Genomic DNA, 19,087 nt, shown 5'->3' on the forward strand with positions numbered 1-19,087 from the left:
GCTGGCGAATCAGAATTTCAAACCGATCGCTTCGCATAAGAAAGCCACGTAGCCTCTCGATGCACGAAATGCCGTCGCGGTTTCTTTCACGACATCCGCAGAAAGCACGGTGTCGTAATCGAGTTTCGCCACAGCAATGTGGTCTTTCCGCTTGATATCTTCAATTAGAGGGTGCTCGACTGTGTAACCTTGCGGAGGACGCTTCAAGCTCTCGCCACTTAGCTCCCAACGTTTCTTCAAGGCCGCGCTACTCTTTGTTTTTCTCCACTCCGCGGACTGTTTGTCAATCGCTCTACGAATCTTTCGCAGCGTGGGACCGTCGGGATTCCAGATTCCGGCGCCTAGAAAAGCTTCGTCGTTGTCGATATGGGAATAGAAACCCGGGGCGTGGACGTCCTTACCTTTCTCGTGCCGAAAATGTATCCCCAAGTTCGTCTTATAGGGTCGCTTGTCTTTTCCAAAGCGAACGTCGCGATAGATGCGCATGATCGAACCGCCTTGGCGCTTCGGTACTGCTATGAAGTGGGGTGATATTTTCGCCAGGGGTGCAGCCATCGCTTCCACGAAAGCCATCGCTGGGACCAGCACGCTCTCTTCATAACGTGGCTTGTGCTTAGCGAACCAATCGCGATTGTTGTTCTTCGAGAGTTGATCGAAGAATTTCAGTAGATCAAGCGGAAAGCCAGGAAACTTTGTCTTCGCCATAGCGACTCTTACCTTCAAGCTAGTGAATATTTCGTGCCCGCTAGTTTCGCCGACCTACGAACACTTGGGAAACGAAACTCAAGGAGTGGTTGCTGCCCCTCACAAAAAAGTCTCCCCTACAGTCCAGCTACCACCCAGCCGATACACGGCATAGGGCATGTGGCATGACTCCTGCAACAGGTTGGCAAGGTTTACGCAGGCGTCACAACCTGACCGTTAGTAGTTCGTTAATCCTTACTCTTTAGCTATCCGGCAATCATGAGTCGCAATCGATTCTCATTATTCTTGCTGCTCATCTGCTGCTTACTAGGGTCAGGCTGCCGGCTTGATACCCCCGTGCTCCAGCGTGGCGGCAATGGACGGATGGGGGTACTGCTGAACTACTCTTGCGGGGCTCATCCGTGCGACGCCATCGACCCGGCCAAGCCGACTATCGTGTTCACCCACGGCTGGAACCCACTGCCGAAGCGCATTCGCACGACTTTTGCCCAGTCTTCGGCTCGAGAGCTGCGCTGCCGCTGTGGCGACAGCTATAACCTGCTTTCCTGGGATTGGAATGGTGTGAAGGTGCGCCCCTTCAACAATGAACCCGAACGCATCGGCCGCTGCCAGGGCCAAATGCTGGCTTCCGCACTACGGGCTCGTGGTGTGAATCCTCGTCAAACGCAAATCGTTGGGCATAGTTTGGGAACTGTCGCCGCCACCCAAGCGGCCGTGTGCTTGAGAGATCTCGGTCCCATGGCGCAGTTGACACTGCTTGACCCCCCAAAGAATTATCACGAACTCATCTTTTGCAAACTGGGTGCCACACGGCATGCGTGCAAAGTGGAGAACTATTGGGCCCCCGGCTGTAGCGGCTTTGGAGCCGTGGCCAATTACCGAGGAGTCATGAACTATCGAGTCGACGGCCCCACGCCCATGCGCGGTGTGCCCGACTTAAGTAGCTCAAATCACGTCCATGTAATGTTGTGGTACTACGAGACCATTCGCTCCCCAAACAAGCAGTGCGGTTTTCAGAACAGCGATCTGCGTTGCTATTGCGGACGCACGATGAGACAGCCTGAGGAAGTCGCCGCTGAAACTGATTTGGAGAATATTGATTTGAATGAGGCTCTACCAAACGCAGAGGTGCCGCCATCAGTCTACACCGCAGCAGCGTCAGACGGATCGCGAAACCGGTAGCCCACGCCGCGAACGGTTTGGATAAGATCCGCATGTCCTCCGAGTTTCTTGCGGAGGGCTCGAATATGCACATCGATGGTGCGTTCTAGTACGATTGCATCGTCTCCCAGGGCCACGTCAATGAGTTCCGCCCGACTATAGGCACGCCCAGGCTGTCGCACCAGGGTGGTGAGCAAGTCGAATTCGCTTGGAGTTAAGTCAAGAGCCTCATCGCCTACTGTCACCCAATGTCGGCGTCGGTCGATCATGATGCCTTGGCTTACGACGATGTCCCGATCCGCGCTGCTTTGATCTTTACGCCTTAGCAGTGCATTTATTCGCTGCAGGAGTACTTTCACGCTGAACGGCTTTGTCACATAGTCGTCCGCTCCCATGGAGAAACCGACAAGTTGGTCAGACTCTTCGCTGCGTGCCGTGAGCATCATCACCAACATGTCTTGGATCGCGGCATCGGCACGCACCAGCCGACAGATTTCGAGCCCGTCAATCAGAGGCAGCATGAGATCGAGAATCACGAGATCGGGGCAACGCAGCCGAATCTCGCGTATGCCCTGTTGGCCATCACGCGCTAATTGGGTTTCGTAGCCTTCTTGGCGGAGATTGTACTCTAGCACTTCGCCCAGCGAAGCATCGTCTTCGACTATCAATACTCTTGCTTTGGTCATGTTCTCAGACGGCGTTTCGGTTTCAGTTGGCGACCCTAAACGGACGCTTCGTTACGGTGGCGAGTGATTTCGCCATCCACTAGATAAATCACATCCTCGGCGATGTTCGTCGCGTGGTCGCCTATCCGCTCGACGTGACGTGATGCCGAGAAAAAGTAAATCGCCGGCTCGACATCAGAAGCATTCTGATGGACCAAGTCATGCAGGGCGTCGATCACTTGACGATTGAGAATGTCCACAATGTCATCTCGCAGGCAGACCTCCCTTGCGGTTTCGACATCCAGGCGTACAAATGCGTCGAGCGCATCCCGCACCATGCCAATGGCCACCTCTGCCATGCGGTCGATATTTTCCGGGGCTTGAAACTCAGGAAACATCGTCAGGCTACGCGACCGTTCGCCGATATTGACCGCGAGGTCGGCAATTCGCTCAAGGTCGTTGTTGATCTTCAGAACTGTAGCAACCCGACGCAGATCGACTGCGACTGGCTGGTGGAGCGCAAGTATCTTCAGGCACTCTTCTTCGATTTGGACTTCGCGGTTATTGACGACCTCTTCATCGCGCAGCACCTCCTCGAGCGGCTCGGTACTCAGCTCTCGCAAAGCTTGGCAGCCGCGGAAGACCATTTGCTCGACAATCGACGATTGATCGAGTAACAGTTGTTCGAGAGCTTGCAGATCTCGTTGAAGATGTTTACTCATAGTGGGCTAAACTTTCCTACCGGCGGCTTGTTCTCAGGTGCGATTCCACTATCCGAATCGACCAGTAATATACTCTTCCGTTTGTTGTTGGGTCGGACGCGTGAAGAGCTCCGTCGTTGCGCCGACCTCAATCAGGCTACCTTCGTAGAAGAAGGCCGTTTGATCGGAAACCCGTGCTGCCTGCTGCATGTTGTGCGTCACGATCACGATGGTATAGGAATTTTTCAATTCAAAAATCAGGTCCTCGATTCGAGCGGTTGATTTGGGGTCGAGCGCCGAAGCAGGCTCGTCCATTAGCAGCACATCTGGAAACGTAGCCAAAGCACGGGCGATGCACAGCCGTTGTTGCTGGCCACCGGAGAGCTGCAACGCGGAGTCGTTCAGCCGATCTTTCACCTCATCCCACAGGGCAGCCTGCTCCAGGCACTTCTCAACGATTTCGTCTAATACCCCGCGTTGTTTCACTCCCGCCACACGAGGGCCATAGGCAATGTTATCGTAGATCGACTTCGGGAAAGGGTTCGACTTTTGAAAAACCATGCCGACACGCTTACGGAGCTCGACCACATCGGTCCGCGACTTGTAGATGTCTACGCCGTCGAGCAGGATGTCGCCACGTACGATCGTATCGTCAATCATATCGTTCATACGGTTCAAGCAGCGCAGGAACGTACTTTTTCCACAGCCTGAGGGGCCGATTAGTGCCGTGACCAAATTCTCAGGCATGTCGAGCGATACGTTATGCAGCGCTTGGTTCGACCCATAGAAGAAATCCACGCCCTGGGCGGAGACCTTCTGACGAAGATTACGCATCTCGTCGGCCGAAAGAGACGAACGGTCCGTGCCTACCACGGGTGCTGCCAGTGATGTTGTCGGTCGTTCAGAGGTCATTTCGCTCATAACTAAAGGGCCGAGTGTTTCAGGAGTTGGTTCGCTGAGCTTCTTTAATTTTACCATTGGATCCGCTTACTGAAACGATATCGTAGGAAGACGGCGAGGGCGTTCATACATATTAGGACGGTCAGCAGCACGACAATCGCGGCGGCTGCCGCTTGATGGAAAGCTTCCTGTGGCTGATCCGTCCAGTTATAGATTTGCAGCGGCAGCACACTAAAGTCGTCGTGAACTATGTCTTGAGGCAAGAAGGCCGTGTACGTAGCTGCCCCAATCGCCAACAACGGCGCAGCTTCCCCCAGTGCTCTTGAGAGCGCCAAGATTACGCCCGTTAGGATGCCCGGCAATGAAGCCGGCAACAGTTGCCCCCATACCGTTTGCCAGCGGGTCGCTCCCAATGCGTAAGAGGCTTGGCGAATCGTTTTCGGCACTGCCCGCAGCGCTTCCTGCGAGGCGAGGATCACGATGGGTAATATGACCAGGGTCAAGGTGAGCGCCCCAGCCAGCAAACTGCGGTTGAGGCTCATCGCTCGAACGAATAGGCCTAGACCAAGAATCCCGTACACGATCGAGGGCACGCCAGCGAGGTTAGCGATATTGGTCTGGGCAAAGGTACGCCAGCGACTCGGCTTGCAGTATTCTTCCAGATAAATCGCTGTGCCCACACCTAGGGGCACCGAAAACAGTGCCGTGAGTCCAATCAAGTACAAGCTGCCCACCAGCGAAGACTTGATCCCTGCGTTTTCCGCCGTCGATGAAGGAAAGCTGGTTATGAAGTCGAGGTTCACGCGCCCCCAGCCAAACTGAAATATCTTCCACAGCAATACCACTAACGTGGCCATGCAAACAATGGTGCATGTCGCGCAGGCAACAGCAAAAGCATTGGACGCAAATTTTGCCAGGGGTCTGCCATTGGAGTGCTCTGCGAGCGAATTGCGGTACACAGGCGGTGAGGAATTACTCATTCGTATTCCTCCCTCATGCGAGAGAGTATCCACTGTGCCAGAATATTGATCAGCAGCGTCATGACGAATAGCGTCAGGCCGACGGCAAAAATTGTGGAGTGCTCGACCGAACCAGTAGGGATATCGCCCGAGCTAACCTCTACGATGTAAGCCGTCATCGTCTGGATGCTATCGAAGAAGTTGAGCGTCAGATGAGCCGTTGCCCCGGCGGCCAGCGTGACCGCCATTGTTTCGCCAATGGCCCGGGAGATTGCTAACAGGAACGACGCCACGATGCCAGACAACGCCGCAGGCACAACCACGCCGCAAGTCACGTCGAGCTTCGTAGCACCCAGGGCATAGGCGGCTTCCCTGAGCGAGCGAGGCACCGAACGCAGCACTTCTTCGCTAAGCGAGACGATCATCGGCAATATCATGATGCCAACGACGAGACACGCATTAGCAGCGTTGAAGTACGCTGCCGAAGGGAACCAGTCCTTAATCAGCGGTGAAATGAACACGACAGCCACATAGCCAAACACGACCGACGGAATGCCGGCCAAGATCTCTAACGCTGGTTTCACAACATCCCTGACGACGGGCTTGGCGTACTCGCTCAAGTAGATTGCCGTTCCTAGTCCAAACGGAATCGCAATCGCCGCCGACCCAGCGGCCACCATCATGGTGCCACAGATAAGAGGAAGAATGCCGAAGTGCTGCGGCTTGAACAGCGGCGTCCACTCCGTGCCCATGAAGAACTCGACGAGGGAAACTTCGCCGAAGAACGGCAGCGCCTGGCTCAACAGCACCAGCACAATACCCACGGTGGTAATGACCGAAACGACCGCACAGAACATGAGCAAGCCGTGCATCAGCTTCTCAAACACCTTACGGCGAGCACCACTCGTGACTAAACGAACAGAGCAGGCTGATTGAGGCTCGGCGGATTGAGGTTGGGCTATGGAAACCATCGAAGTCCGAACTCAGTTTGCTGCAGTTGGCTCAAGGTGCGCGGTGGCCTCGCTCTTGAGCAGCTCAGCATTGCTTGCAAGCTCATCTTGCGAAGGTGACACATACAGCTTCTGTACGGCAAATTTTTCCGCATTCTCGACATAGAAGTTTACGAACTCAGACACAGCCGGGCGGGCCAGCGACTTCTTGCTGACGTAGATGAAAATCGGGCGAGCCAGTGGCTTGTAGCTGCCATCTTTCACGGACGCTTCGTCCGGTTTCACTGGCCCGTCACCCTCACCCGCATCGACTCCCAGCAGCTTGAGCTTCTCTTTGTTCTCTGCGTAGTACGCATAGCCAAAGTACCCAAGGCCGCCCTTCTCGTTGGAAACGCCGCGAACAAGCATGTTGTCGTTCTCGCTGGGCGTGTAATCGGGTCGGCTTGCTTTCTTCTCGCCATTGATCACCTGGGTGAAGTACTCGAAAGTACCGGAAGCCGTTCCAGGTCCATAAAGTTTTAGCGGTACATCGGGCCAGTCAGGGTTCACATCCTGCCAGGTACTGACTGTCCCCTTCGCTTCAGGTCGCCAGATGGTTTTCAATTGCTCTACCGTCAGGGAGTCGCACCAATCATTCTCTGGATTAGCCACCACAGCCAAACCATCTTGAGCAACGACAAACCCTACGACTTCAATCCCGTTGGCTCTGGCTTCTTCGACTTCGCTATCTTTGATGGGTCGCGAGGCGTCCGAGATGTCAGTCTCTCCCTTTACGAACTTACTAAAGCCGGCACTAGTACCCGATTGGCTCACAGAGATTCGAATCTCTGGGTGCTCTACCCGATAGGCCTCCGCGGCTGCCTCGGAAACAGGGTATACAGTGCTAGAGCCATCAATGCGAATGCTCTCCCCCTGCCCACCGCAGCCGCACAACAGAGCGGGCAGTGCCAGTAGGGAGAAAAGCCTAGAAGAAAACCAACCTGCAAAATGCGACTCCCAGCCGCGAATGAAATGCATGAATCTAAGTCCTTGACTGATTTGATGGGACACTATCAGGACAGAACGACCCCACAGAATGCTGTCCTGTTCGGGGAGGATAGCAAGCAATTGTTAACAAGAGGTTAAGAAACGGTTGCGATGGCTGGCAAATGCGAAAGATCGGCAATTGGGGCTGAGAACCGCAATACTGGGCCTCTCTGGGTGAGAAAACGACAGCTTCACTACAATGAACTGCACATTTAGTTGCCAGCAGCGGGTAGGGTTACTCGGAATTCGCTCCCTTTTCCGGCCTCGCTACTTACTGTCACCTCTCCGCCCATCGCTTGGCAGAGATGCTTCACAATGGAAAGCCCCAGCCCCGTGCCGCCCAACTCTCGGGAACGAGCCCTGTCCACACGATAGAAGCGTTCAAACAGACGCTCGTGATGCTCTGGAGCGATGCCGATGCCCGTATCGGCAACGGTTATCTCGACTCTCCGCTCCAAGCTTTTCGCAGTGACGCTAACTTGCCCCTCGGCCGGAGTGTACTTCACCGCATTATCGATCAAGTTTCCTAGCACATGTCGTAGGCTTTCCTCATCGGCAACGACCTTGAGTTGTTCTTCGGCGATCTCGCTGAGCAGTCTTACGTGTTTAGCAGCTGCCAAGGACTCGTAGTCTCCTAGGCTACTTGCGACGATGGGCGCGAGGGGCATACTTCTTAGTTCGAGTTGCTCCTTGCCAGCTTCGATCCTCGCTAGGCCAAGCATGTCTTGGATCAGAGAATGCAACCGATCAGCCTGCTCATCAATTCGCGTAAGGAATTGAGTACTGTGCTCGGGGTCGTTGATCGCGCCACTAAGCAGCGTTTCCGCATAAGCCTTGATAGAACTGAGCGGCGTTTTCAACTCATGCGACACATTGGCCACGAACTCTTGGCGAACACCTTCGAGTTTCGACAGTGCTGTTACGTCATCGATTACAAGCACCACACCCGGGCAAGGCTCTCCGGGGAGTGGCGTACCGTGAATCTCCAACTCCAACGGGCTACCACCACCCCGCCATTGCAGGTGGTCGCGTGCAGGGCCTTGAGTATCAAGAACTTGCCGCACGACTTTTCGGAGACGATGATCTCGGACCACTTCCAGCAGGGTTTGCTCTTCAGCCCCTTGCGGGTCGAAGCCGAACACTCGCCCTGCCGCTTTGTTGGCAAACAAGATGCGTTCCTGGTCGTCGACGGCGATCACCCCCTCGGCCATTCCGGCCAGCACCGTGGCGTGGCGCTGCATGTTGTCGCGGAGCTGGCCCTCCCGTTTAGTGAGTGTTTGAACCATCGCGTTGAAAGCACTGGCGAGAGTTTCCAGCTCTCCCGCTCCCACTTCGGTGAGTCGTTTCGGAGCCACCCCTTCAGCCACCTCGCGTGCTGCAACGGTAAGCGATTGAATCGGAAGCACGGTTCGACGTGTGAGCCAGTAGGTTACCAGTAGGCTGAGCAAGCCAACCAGCAGACCCACGAGCCAAATCAGTTGCCGTATCGAGCCCACCTCTGCGAGGATCGAGGGAATGGGTTGGGCGGCACGAACCAAAACAACACTTTCGTCGTTGTGCTTGACAGCAACCGCATAGTACAAAAACGGCACATCCAGGGTGGGACTCTGCCGGCGGGAGGTTCCTGTGCCGTCGTGCAAAGCCTTGATAAACTCTGGGCGACCTAAGTGGTTGTCCATTTCTTCGACTGCGACCAACGAATCCTGCTCAGAATCGGCCAGTACCCGACCTTCTTGATCGATCAGAGTGAATCGCGTTTCCGTCAGTTTTCCGATTCGGGCAATGCGATCCTGCAGCGTTTGCCGATCGGCAAGCGTCAGTTCATCCGCTGATTCAGCCTCGTCGTCCCCTGCCAAGTCTTCTGACAGCAAAGTAGCTGCATCGCGGAGCCTCCGCTGAACTTGGCCGATTAGCTGCTCCTCCTGCCAGCCAGCGACTATCGCCGCGCAGATTCCCACCGCCAGCGCAATCAGGGCGGAGTGCGCGAGGAACGTTTTCCAGAACAAACGTGAAGACCACATAGCCACCCATCGTCGCGTGAAGCGACAGTGTTTGCAAGCAGGATAGCGACTACAAACGCGACTTCGGACAGATTGTAATCTCTGCTTGGCTCTGGCTGACCCAATACCTACTACTTTTTCGCCGCCAGGGATTCCGCCACGTTGAGGGTATGATCGCTGACCCGACGATAGGAGTTCAGCGTCGAGGTGAACGACACGTTCACGTGCGGCTCGACCTTCTTGTTGGTGAGGCGATCCAAATGATCGTCGTGGAGAGTGCGTACCCGATGGCTAATCTCCGACCCCACCGATCTGGCTTTGGTAATCACTTCTGGCAAGCGATTCAAATAGCCCGCAGTCACCATGGCCAGGTAGTCCTTCACCATGACATGCAATTCAGAGAGTTGCCTTTTCATGTTAGGTGAGAATTGGTGTCCTTGGTTGGCCAGCTTCAGCTTGAACTTCAGGATCGAAGTAATGTAGTCGCTAATGGACTCGTACTCGTCGGCCATTCGCAGCTGGCGGCGTCCCTCGTCAATCACGTCGTGCGGCAAGTTCGAGGCCAGCATGTCCGTCAAAAAAGCGACCACCTCGTCCTGCACCGTATCCAGCACTTCCTCGCGATGGAACAGCTTCTTCACCATCCTTTGGTCCGGCACCTCCTGAGCGCTGAGCTCAGCCAACCAATCCATCATTTTATCGCACCCTGCCGCCATCCTCAGAACTTCCATTCGCGACTGCTCGATAGCAATGATCGGCGTTTCCAACATTCGGATGTCTAGGCTCGTTAGATGGTGTTTCTCTTTGTAATCCTTCTGTGGCACCAGACGAGTCAGTAGCGAACCCAGCGCGCCCGCAAAAGGCAAGAACAGCAGCGTGTTGACAATGTTGAAGCACGTATGGGTCGCGGCAATCTTGACGGTCACTCCGACCGCCTCGCCGACTTCAGTATCCACTCCTGCCAACCAGCGCACGACGCTCATATTGAGCAACCAATCGATGAACTCGATGTATTGTCCAAAAATTGCGGTGATCCAAGCGACCCCCAGCAAGTTAAAAATCACATGAAAGTACGCCGCTCGACGTGCCCCGGTCGTGGCACCGATTGAGGCGAGCCACGCGGTAATCGTCGTACCGACGTTTTCGCCCAGCACTAGCGCCGCAGCGGTATTGGGCTCTATGACGTCAATCGAAGCCAGCCCGATCGTAATACCGAGCGTGGCGGAGGAGGATTGCACAATGAAAGTCAAGATGCAACCCACTGCTGCACACTTGAGCACTCCGAAGTAAGTCGACGCGTCGAAGCGATTGAACCATTCCTCGAACGCAGGCAAGTCTTTCACAATGCTGAAACCGTTCTTCATGAGCTCTAGCCCGAAGAACACCATGCCGAGGCCCATGATGGCCAAGGCGGCGTAACGCAAGCGCTCGCGGCGGACAAACAAGTAGCCAAATGCGCCAATGCCCAGCAGTGGCAATCCATACTTACCAATCTTGAGCGCGAGTATCCAGCCCGTAATCGTAGTACCAATATTGGCGCCCATGATCACGCCAATTGCTTGCGAAAGCGTCATGAATCCGCTGTTCACAAACCCCACTACCATGACGGTTGTGATGGAACTGGACTGAACCAGCATGGTGACTAGCGCGCCAACACCAACCGCCATGATGCGATTGTCGGTTACGGCGCTAATCATCCTCCGCAAGCCGCCACCTGCAATCGCCTGCAATCCCTCCGACATATTTTTCATGCCGAGCAAGAATATCCCCAGTCCGCCGATGACCGTCATCACCAGCAGAGCATAGTCCGGATGCCACACGGCAGCATTGAATCGCACGTCGGTGAACCTGCCACTACTCACGTCGGTCGCCCGCACAGTGATTTCCGTCTTGCCGATCTTGCCCCACTTGAGCGTAAGCGTGTCGTCTTCGATAGAAGCCTCTGCCACGCTGGACTTCTTATTGTGCACGACCGACAGCTCCAACGGCCCCTGGGCTTCAGGCATCGTGTCAGCAAAAAGGCCTGCCAAATCGATGATGGTAGGCGGCGAACCGGCCAGGGCCTTGGAATCAGGAATCAGCTTGGCGACGGTGCGGAGCGATTCTACATCGCGATCGTCTTCTGCGTGCACAACGCCAGCAGCCAGCGCAGTCACGAACGCAAGGAGAAGTACCATCCCGCGACTGGTCCTGAGACCCAGGGATTGCTTTTTATTGAGCGGGTTAGTGCGTCCGTACCGCTCGCCGATCACCGCCGTCATGCCTTGCCCCACGAGCCTTGCAGAATTCTTCATTGTTTCTTAACAGAGGAGTTAGGCATCGTAGAGGCATTGCTGGGCCACGCCAAGGGTGCAGAGGCAAGGGGCCTTTGAGGCAGGAAATTACCACGAAGAACGGGTGGAATTGCACAAAGCTACGATACCATTGTTGCCAAGCACGCCAGGCAGAATGGTAGAAAAGACGAGGTCCGAAGATCGCACCCCCAATCTGAGCAGGTCGAACCAAACCTGATTTGAGGGCAGATCGAGTATGAGGGCTTGAATAGCCACCGTTCTTGAAGAATTATCGAAACGCCGTCGGATGTCGAATCCGAAGCGGCAAACGACTTACTTGCGCTACTCACACATCGCCGCCACAGCGCGGCTTGCTACATGCAACCGCAATGTGACGTCGACAGTGACGACTGACCTACCAACCTAGTTGGCGCAGAGCCGAGTGAGTTCGGCGCCTATTGAGGTGTGGCCTTGCGGCTCAGTATTGTTCCAGCAGGTAATTAATGAGATCAGCAGACGTCACTAATCCGAGCAATTGCTGGTCGTCTCCCACAATCGGCAATGCATGAAAGTCACCGCGTGCGAGGATGCTGGCAGCGTGCTTGATGGTATCATTGGAACAAACAGTCACGGGGTTCTTGGTCATAATCGCCTCTACGTCCAGAGTTCGATCCAGCACATCGTAGACGGTTTGTTGGGCCGTCACGCCGAATGAATCTTTGAAGCTCACACGCATCAAATCGACGAAACTGACAATTCCGACCAGTTTTTCGCCACTCACCACGGGCAAATGGTGAAAACCACTTTCCGCGAATATCTTACCGACGGTAGAGAGCGGAGTTTGCGAATTAATTGTCTGCAAGTCCTTGGACATGATATGCGTGATGGATTCGTTCTGCTTCAATCGTGACATTTAGTTCTCCGATGCATGCGATTTCAAAACAATATGTGCTGACGCCATGAAGAATGCACATCGCGTACCGAAACGCCGTTCATTCAAAGAATTGATCTTGTTCGCACACCTCGACTGCGCACTGCGAGTAGTTCCACTGTTTCCGTGAGATAAGCACGCTTTCTAATTCAGTTGGGTGACGTAAAGCCAATTCACCAAGCCTAGCATGTGCCTAATCGCACACCTGTGTGCTTTATGGCACGCCGTTGACTGAGACGAACCCCACGATCGGCCAACTTGTTGAGCCATGGCATCAAGAAAGTCCAGAGTTGGGACAATCGTTCGCGGACCGCATTAAGGGAATAGGATGTGCGTGGTTGGTCTAGCCCAATACCCCAGCAAATCGCCCACCGTCAATCCGCCGAAATCCTGGCCCCTTTCGTCCCCGTACACCTGCGGTGAAACAAAGGTCTTGGCGAGCTCGAGTAGTCGGTAGGCGTGCCACTCGAGTAAGTAAGATGAGTGACACAAACGGAGTAAGGGTGAACACAAACCAGAAGGAAATGACGGAGAGCAGTGCAACGCCTATGGACTCCGACTTAATTTCAGGCGATGGCATTCCGGATTGGATTCGTCAGATCACTGACAGATACAAAAACAATCATCAGTAATCAGTATCCGTAGAATAAGAAAATCGGGAGGAAAGACTATGAGACTCAGAAACGACTACTTCGAGTAGAACTCCTAAAGATGCAACTCTGGGTGCAGAAAAGGGGAAACGCATCGTCATGCTCTTTGAGGCCCGTGACGCGGCATGCAAAGGTGGAACCATCAAACGCTTTACGGACCCCTGAATCTGCTATCCGAGCTCACCCGCTCCTAATCTCGCACTCCGCCTCGTGCGGTTGATAAGAATGACCCCAGTCTTGAAAGACGCCTTGCCCACACCCGTACTGCACCTTGACGTACGGTTAGCTTTAAAGCTACAAAGAAAGTGAAGTCCTACAGTCCATGCGGATTATACATGCAATTGCGACGGCAACAGAAACTACACAGAACGGGCGTCATCCTTGTCCTTCTAACCTGGACGTGGCGACGTCTAGATATGGATCGAATGCTCGAGGCGTGATCACTGCCTACGCTACTTTCTAACTTCTAAATTCAACCTAATCGCAGAGCTGACACCGCCTGCAACAACATTACTCCACAAGAAATGGACACAACCATGGGACGACATGAAATTCACTGTCGGTACTTTTCGCAAGAAGACTTGCTTGGCTCTGGCTGCCTTGACTTATCGATGGCAATGGAAGCCTCGAAGGAAGCAATCAAGTCCTTTCATGCGGGCGACATTATTTTCCCGGAGAAGATTGTACAAATCTTCAACGACGACACGCAGGAGCGCATTAACTGCCTTCCAGCAACGTTCAAGAAGGATGGTATATGCGGTGTCAAGTGGGTCTCTGTGTTCCCCCCTAATCCTGCAAAGCACGGGATCCAGAACCTATCTGCCGTGATCATCCTTTCGGAAATCGAACATGGTTTTCCCATCGCTTTCATGGAAGGGACGCTTTGCTCTAATATGCGAGTGGGAGCAATGGGTGCGCTTGCTGCGCGGTATCTTGCGAGAGAAGATTCTACCACCATCGGAATAATTGGCGCTGGTGAACAAGCGAAGATGCACCTCATCGCGATGAAAACCGCAATTCCCTCTTTGCGAGAGTGCTTTGTCGCGGCAAAAAGTGTGAGCGAAGAGGAGGAGTTTGTTCGACAGATGTCGCCGATTGTTCCGGACATGCAAGTGTCGGGAACTGAAACAAGTCTAGAAGCCGCGGTTAGTCCTGCAGATATCATTGTCACTGCTACCAGCGCACAAGCGCCACTTCTCAAAGCTGCTTGGATACGCCCTGGCGCATTTTATAGTCACGTGGGTGGTTGGGAGGATGAGTTTGCAGTGGCGAAGTTGTGCGATAAGATCGTTTGTGACGACTGGAACACCGTAAAGCATCGCACTCAGACACTCAGCCGGATGTATCAGGAGGGCAAGTTGTCAGATGACGACATCCACGCAGATTTAGTCGATCTTGTCACAGGCAAAAAAGCAGGCCGCGAAAGTCCAGATGAACGAATTTATTTCAATGCGGTTGGGCTCGCATACACAGACATTGCAATAGCCTATGCGATGTACCTGCGAGCAAGAGAGGCTGGAATGGGTCAGGACTTAAAAATTCAGCATGAGATGATATTCGAACATCTGCATCTCAAAGACTGGGTGCGAACCTAGAATGACTCTCCACAAAATTCGCGACGCGGCATCTTGACGCCAAGTGAAGCAACAAGGCTTCCAATGTGCTTCGGATCAACGTCAGTAGTGTGTTGAGCGCTGTGACAGCTTATGTACCTTTGACGCTTGAAGCTTATAACCGTCAAGAAACGCACACCCAATCCTCTGGGATTGAGCCCGCATACCGCCCTTAGAGATCAATCTCGTCGAGCGAATCGATCAGCAGATCGAGCTCGTCCACCGTTTGACTTTGGGTGGTCGTAGCCGCTTGTCGCTTCGGCAAACCGACAGCCATGCCCACAGCATCTCGCCCCACGGCCATAAGCTGCTCGTCCCGTTCGCGGGCGGCTACCTCGTGGGCCTTCTCTGCACCAGGCGCGCCGGGGTCGGGCGCTCCGAACAACTGCGAGAGATCGATCTTCATTGGCCCGCCAATTTCCGGGCTGCCGGCAATCGTGGGTGTTTTGTGCTCAGGGAAGATGATCGCATTCTCAGGGCACACGCGACTACATGCCGGGCAACCCTTGCGGCAATTGTCCGGCTGCTCAACAAGAATGGTCTCCTGCCCGTCCATGCCGTAAACGCCGAATAAGCAAAAGTCGATACACTCCAAGCAATTCGTGCAGCGACTAAAATCAATGACCGGGTACCAACGCCGTGCGGGATCTTCCTCAACCACAATCGGCCCGGCAGAAACCGCCGCCTCGCTACTTTTGCTTTCCCCATTCGCCTTTCCGCTTTCGCCCTCATCACCATTGGCCAAGTACCGTGCTAACTGCTCAGGCTTCGGATCCCCTTTAATCCACCCCATCAGTTCCACGGTCTGCGTGCTCGCTTCACCAGCGATGCGACGGATCTCTTCGAGATAGTCATCTGCCGAATCGTGCGCACGTAAGTCTAAGCAGTAGATCTTGCGAGCAGGCAATTCACGCTGGTCGATGACCCGAGGCTTTTCTTCTGCCTCAGAATCTTCCGACTCGGCGCTATCTTCTTCCTCTTCCTCATCATCCTCGCCGAGGGACTTCAGCAGCGTCGTCCCTTCCTGGCCGCGAATGCCGTTGCGATCGAGCGTCCACCTTGCAGCGCGAGGAAAAAGCCAGCTGCAGAAAACCAAATCGCCGGAAATCCCCGACAAGGACAACATGCCCGGGCCATCGGCAGACAGGTCGTAAAGGTGCGGCACGACCGCCACGTCGATTCCCGCGGAGCCCAGCAGTTCCCCCACAATCCGCTCCTCGATCGCCCGCTTCTTGGGGTTCTGAGAGCGGCTTTGCGAAACAACGACATTCAAGCGGGCAGGCATAGAGAAAGGCGGGGCAAGGGCAGGGCGGACGCACAGGAGCGGACGGGGTACTTTGAATCTATCAGCAAACCAAGCTGCCCGCCAGTTGCGGCGTAGACTCCTATCCCAGTGTTCGGCCAAATTGACGCCCTCGTCGCGTAGAGCGTAGAATTGAGCATGTCGGCTCGATGCCCTCAGTCCTACTGCTTCCTGATCCCTCAGCCTCCAAAAACAAACGTCCGTATGAAACAAACACTCCTCTGGGCTATCGTTGCCGCGATTGTTGGCTTGGGTCTTGGCGCAGCTCTAGCCTACGTCGAGGTTAAGCCTTGGCAATTTGATCTCGCCGCGGGTATCGATGCACCCAACGATCACTCCGCTCACGACCACGGAACGACACCCGCAGACTCACCCGCAGAGTCAACCAAGCAGCTTGAAGTCAAAGAGACGCAGTACGAATTCGGCTCGATGGAAATCGGCACCTCCCAGAGACACGCATTTCCGATCTCCAATACTGGAAGCGAGCCCATCACCGTAGAGTTCCTGACGAACACGTGCCAATGCACAGCTGTCGAACTCAACGGTCTACCTGCCGAAGGCGCCGGACCTGTCCTACTCAAGCCGGGCGAAAGCACGACGGTTGAGCTGGAATGGGTAGCCAAGGGTGAGCCACGCAGTTTCCGCCATGGAGCTACCTTTGAAACGAACGACCCCGGCAAGAAACGGCTAGAGTTTCATGTCGTCGGCGAGCTTGTTGATTCAACAAGTCTTGATCCGCCGCTCTTGCACTTTGGAATGGTGCGTGTCGACAAGCCCGCGGAAGCCAGCCTGTGGATTAGCTCCTACCTAGAACCAAGTGTGGAAATTTTAGACTACGAAATCCTCGAGCCGAATGTTGCCGAACTCGTCGATATCAAGTTCGATGCGGGCACGCCACTAAATCTCCCCGACCCTAAAGCGATGGCCGGTCTGCGCGTGGTGGCTTCGTTTCGGCCGGGCAAGTCCCTCGGGCCGTTTCATGGCACGCTCAAGATGAAGACGAATCTCAAGCGGGCGAGCCAGCTCACCGTCCCAATTTCCGGAAATGTGGTTGGCGACATTTCTGTCTTCGGGCCCGGGTGGAATCGAACGCGCGGTCTGCTCAAGCTACCTCCCATTGATAGCAAAAAAGGCGGTCAAGTAAAACTTACAGTGGCCATTCGCGGCAATCACCAAGCTTCCGGGCCGGTTGAAATTGCTAGCACAAGCCCCCAAGTACTTGAGGCAGAACTAGGCGAACCCGTAGAGATGTCTCCTGAATTACTCCACGTGCCGCTTATCGTGAGCATTCCTAGGGGGTCCCGCCCTATGGCCCGTCTCGGCGGCGATCTCGGAGCGGAGGGTGAAATCGTGCTGAAAACGGGACATACCGTGACACCCGAATTCAAACTTCGTGTCGCTTTTATTGTACAGTAGCCGCTGTACTTCAGCTTGCCGCAACCTAGCGAGGACGGGACTGCGGTGGATTGCAGTACTGGCAAACGGTACGATTCGAAGAGCCCAGTGCGTTGAGCCCAGTCCAAACGATGCTAGCACGACTATCCGGTTGTGGCGGCTCAGTTCAGCAACGCACTACCACTCTCCCTCGAATTGTCCTCCCCGGAATCGTAAGACACGGAGCCACATGTCACGCAATCGCCTGTCCCACAATCGTCTGCTTCTGGTCGGTCTCTCGCTCTCGATACTTGTCCTATGGCGATTCGCGGCCAATGCCCAATCCCATTCCGCAACCAGCGCTGCGACATCCGGCGAGAAAACGGCCCCCGCCTATGAGCGAAATACCAAAGAGGCACGCGAAGCCAAAGACTACGTGAAGCTCAACGGTCCCCTGTTCACCGAGCCGAACAAGCAGCCCTGGCCCAAGCCACAATTGGCCATCGTCCTCTCGGGGGAAATGGATGGCTACATCGAGCCGTGCGGTTGCACGGGGCTTGAAAACCAAATGGGCGGGCTCAAGCGGCGGCACACTTTTCTCAATGAGTTAAAAGAAAAAGGGTGGCCACTAGTGGAGTTCGACATGGGCGGACTTACCAAACGCCTCGGTCATCAAACCGAAATTAAGTTCCGCTATGCCATCGACTCCTTAGTCAAGCTCGGTTACGACGCGGTTGGGCTCGGCGCCAATGAGCTTCGGCTCACCACGGACGAACTCGTCTACGCCATCGCCAACCTCCCACCAGAGAAAAACCCTATCCTTTCGGCCAATGTCGGCATCTACAGCTTCGACAGTGGCATGACTCGCACGCATCACGTTGCTGAAGCAGGTGGCAAGCGTATCGGTGTTACCTCTGTCTTAGGCAAGAAGTACGAAAAGTCTTTGGCAAACGTCAACGATGTCGTCTATCGTTCACCCGAGGAGGGCCTCGCTGAGATCGCTCCGAAGTTGGCTACCGAGAAGTGCGATCTGCAAGTACTCATGGTTTACGGACCCAAGGCAGAAGCACTTGCGCTGGCAAAAAAATTCCCGCAATTCAACTTTGTAGGAGTCGCTGCCGGTGTGGATGTGCCGCCATTGTCACTGGAAAAGGTGTCAGGAACCAATTCCGTGCTGGTTGAAGTCGGTCATAAAGGGAAGTACGTCGTCGTGCTGGGCATCTACGACGACGCGAAGAACACACTCCGGTATCAGCGCGTACCGTTGGACGCCCGCTTCGACGATTCCTCCGCCATGCAGAAGATGATGGTCCGCTATCAAGAGGAGTTAAAGCTTCAAGGCTTGGAAGGCCTGGGCCTCTCTGGTAGTGCGCACCCCGAAGGCAAATTCGTGGGCAGCGAAGTCTGCGCGGACTGCCACTCCTCAGCCACCGAAGTATTTGAGAACACACCACACTCCCATGCCACCGAATCGATCATCAATATCTCCGTGCCACCCCGTCACCACGACCCCGAGTGCCTCAGCTGCCACGTGACTGGCTGGAACCCACAGCAGTATTTCCCATATTCCTCAGGCTACGAGAGCTTAGAAAAAACACCGCACCTGCGAGCCAACGGTTGCGAAAACTGCCACGGTCCAGGTGCCGCGCACGTTGCCGCCGAACTGGGAGAGAGCGACGTCAACGACGCAGAGCAAGAAGCGTTGCGTGCCGCGTTACGAATGAAGATCGTCGAAAACGAAGGGAATAAAAGCGGGCAAGTGTACGGCAAAGTGGTTGAGAGCTGCATGCAATGCCACGACCAAGACAACAGCCCTGATTTCGACTTTCAAAAGTACTGGGAAGACGTGAAGCACGTAGGGAAAGATTGATCCCCT

The 19,087-nt window shown here is 54.7% G+C and carries 16 protein-coding genes; 5 read left to right on the forward strand and 11 right to left on the reverse strand.

Annotated elements, in window-relative coordinates; translation table 11 throughout:
* Positions 1 to 9: 9 nt before the first annotated feature.
* Positions 10 to 705 (reverse strand): DUF2461 domain-containing protein, encoded by a 696-nt coding sequence (locus tag HG15A2_RS17880; RefSeq protein WP_145061935.1) that lies wholly within the window; start codon positions 703 to 705, stop codon positions 10 to 12.
* 258 nt (positions 706 to 963) lie between these two features.
* Between HG15A2_RS17880 and HG15A2_RS17885 the strand changes: the two genes are divergently transcribed.
* Positions 964 to 1,887 carry an alpha/beta hydrolase family protein gene (locus HG15A2_RS17885; RefSeq protein ID WP_145061937.1) on the forward strand — a complete coding sequence of 308 codons (924 nt, stop codon included), beginning with the start codon at positions 964 to 966 and terminating at the stop codon, positions 1,885 to 1,887.
* Here the strand turns inward: HG15A2_RS17885 and HG15A2_RS17890 are convergent.
* The 9 genes from HG15A2_RS17890 to HG15A2_RS17930 form a co-directional block, all read right to left on the reverse strand.
* The gene (locus tag HG15A2_RS17890) at positions 1,848 to 2,552 is read right to left on the reverse strand and encodes a response regulator (protein ID WP_145061939.1); all 705 of its coding nucleotides are present in this window, start codon (positions 2,550 to 2,552) and stop codon (positions 1,848 to 1,850) included. The genes HG15A2_RS17885 and HG15A2_RS17890 overlap by 40 nt on opposite strands.
* A gap of 35 nt (positions 2,553 to 2,587) precedes the next feature.
* On the reverse strand, positions 2,588 to 3,253 hold the full coding sequence (gene phoU / locus HG15A2_RS17895; RefSeq protein ID WP_145061941.1) for a phosphate signaling complex protein PhoU: 666 nt from the start codon (positions 3,251 to 3,253) through the stop codon (positions 2,588 to 2,590).
* Between the two features lie 48 nt (positions 3,254 to 3,301).
* The gene (pstB, locus tag HG15A2_RS17900; RefSeq protein ID WP_246117978.1) at positions 3,302 to 4,066 is read right to left on the reverse strand and encodes a phosphate ABC transporter ATP-binding protein PstB; all 765 of its coding nucleotides are present in this window, start codon (positions 4,064 to 4,066) and stop codon (positions 3,302 to 3,304) included.
* 137 nt (positions 4,067 to 4,203) lie between these two features.
* Positions 4,204 to 5,112: a phosphate ABC transporter permease PstA gene (pstA, locus tag HG15A2_RS17905; protein WP_145061944.1), complete on the reverse strand. Its 909-nt coding sequence runs from the start codon at positions 5,110 to 5,112 to the stop codon at positions 4,204 to 4,206.
* Positions 5,109 to 6,062: a phosphate ABC transporter permease subunit PstC gene (gene pstC, locus HG15A2_RS17910; protein ID WP_145061946.1), complete on the reverse strand. Its 954-nt coding sequence runs from the start codon at positions 6,060 to 6,062 to the stop codon at positions 5,109 to 5,111. The genes pstA and pstC overlap by 4 nt, the downstream gene beginning before the upstream one ends.
* Before the next feature lie 12 nt (positions 6,063 to 6,074).
* Positions 6,075 to 7,058 carry a PstS family phosphate ABC transporter substrate-binding protein gene (locus HG15A2_RS17915; protein ID WP_145061948.1) on the reverse strand — a complete coding sequence of 328 codons (984 nt, stop codon included), beginning with the start codon at positions 7,056 to 7,058 and terminating at the stop codon, positions 6,075 to 6,077.
* A gap of 221 nt (positions 7,059 to 7,279) precedes the next feature.
* A complete protein-coding gene (locus tag HG15A2_RS17920) occupies positions 7,280 to 9,088 on the reverse strand; it encodes a HAMP domain-containing sensor histidine kinase (RefSeq protein ID WP_145061950.1) in 1,809 nt (602 codons plus the stop codon).
* Between the two features lie 110 nt (positions 9,089 to 9,198).
* Positions 9,199 to 11,361: a Na/Pi cotransporter family protein gene (locus HG15A2_RS17925; protein ID WP_246117777.1), complete on the reverse strand. Its 2,163-nt coding sequence runs from the start codon at positions 11,359 to 11,361 to the stop codon at positions 9,199 to 9,201.
* 457 nt (positions 11,362 to 11,818) lie between these two features.
* Positions 11,819 to 12,253, reverse strand: coding sequence for a CBS domain-containing protein (locus HG15A2_RS17930; protein ID WP_145061952.1), 435 nt, complete (start codon positions 12,251 to 12,253; stop codon positions 11,819 to 11,821).
* 737 nt (positions 12,254 to 12,990) lie between these two features.
* Here HG15A2_RS17930 and HG15A2_RS25175 point away from each other — a divergent pair.
* Both HG15A2_RS25175 and HG15A2_RS17940 read left to right on the forward strand, forming a co-directional pair.
* Positions 12,991 to 13,086, forward strand: coding sequence for a hypothetical protein (locus HG15A2_RS25175; RefSeq protein ID WP_391483927.1), 96 nt, complete (start codon positions 12,991 to 12,993; stop codon positions 13,084 to 13,086).
* 446 nt (positions 13,087 to 13,532) lie between these two features.
* On the forward strand, positions 13,533 to 14,516 hold the full coding sequence (locus HG15A2_RS17940) for an ornithine cyclodeaminase family protein (RefSeq protein ID WP_246117778.1): 984 nt from the start codon (positions 13,533 to 13,535) through the stop codon (positions 14,514 to 14,516).
* Between the two features lie 190 nt (positions 14,517 to 14,706).
* On the opposite strand, the gene HG15A2_RS17945 is transcribed toward HG15A2_RS17940, so the two are convergent.
* Positions 14,707 to 15,819, reverse strand: a complete 1,113-nt coding sequence (locus HG15A2_RS17945; RefSeq protein ID WP_145061957.1) for an ATP-binding protein — start codon at positions 15,817 to 15,819, stop codon at positions 14,707 to 14,709.
* A 222-nt stretch (positions 15,820 to 16,041) separates the two neighbouring features.
* Between HG15A2_RS17945 and HG15A2_RS17950 the strand changes: the two genes are divergently transcribed.
* Both HG15A2_RS17950 and HG15A2_RS17955 read left to right on the forward strand, forming a co-directional pair.
* Positions 16,042 to 17,253: a DUF1573 domain-containing protein gene (locus tag HG15A2_RS17950; protein ID WP_218932068.1), complete on the forward strand. Its 1,212-nt coding sequence runs from the start codon at positions 16,042 to 16,044 to the stop codon at positions 17,251 to 17,253.
* Between the two features lie 208 nt (positions 17,254 to 17,461).
* Positions 17,462 to 19,081: a multiheme c-type cytochrome gene (locus tag HG15A2_RS17955; RefSeq protein ID WP_145061961.1), complete on the forward strand. Its 1,620-nt coding sequence runs from the start codon at positions 17,462 to 17,464 to the stop codon at positions 19,079 to 19,081.
* Positions 19,082 to 19,087: the final 6 nt, after the last annotated feature.

This window comes from Adhaeretor mobilis (genome assembly GCF_007741515.1).
Lineage (GTDB): Bacteria > Planctomycetota > Planctomycetia > Pirellulales > Lacipirellulaceae > Adhaeretor > Adhaeretor mobilis.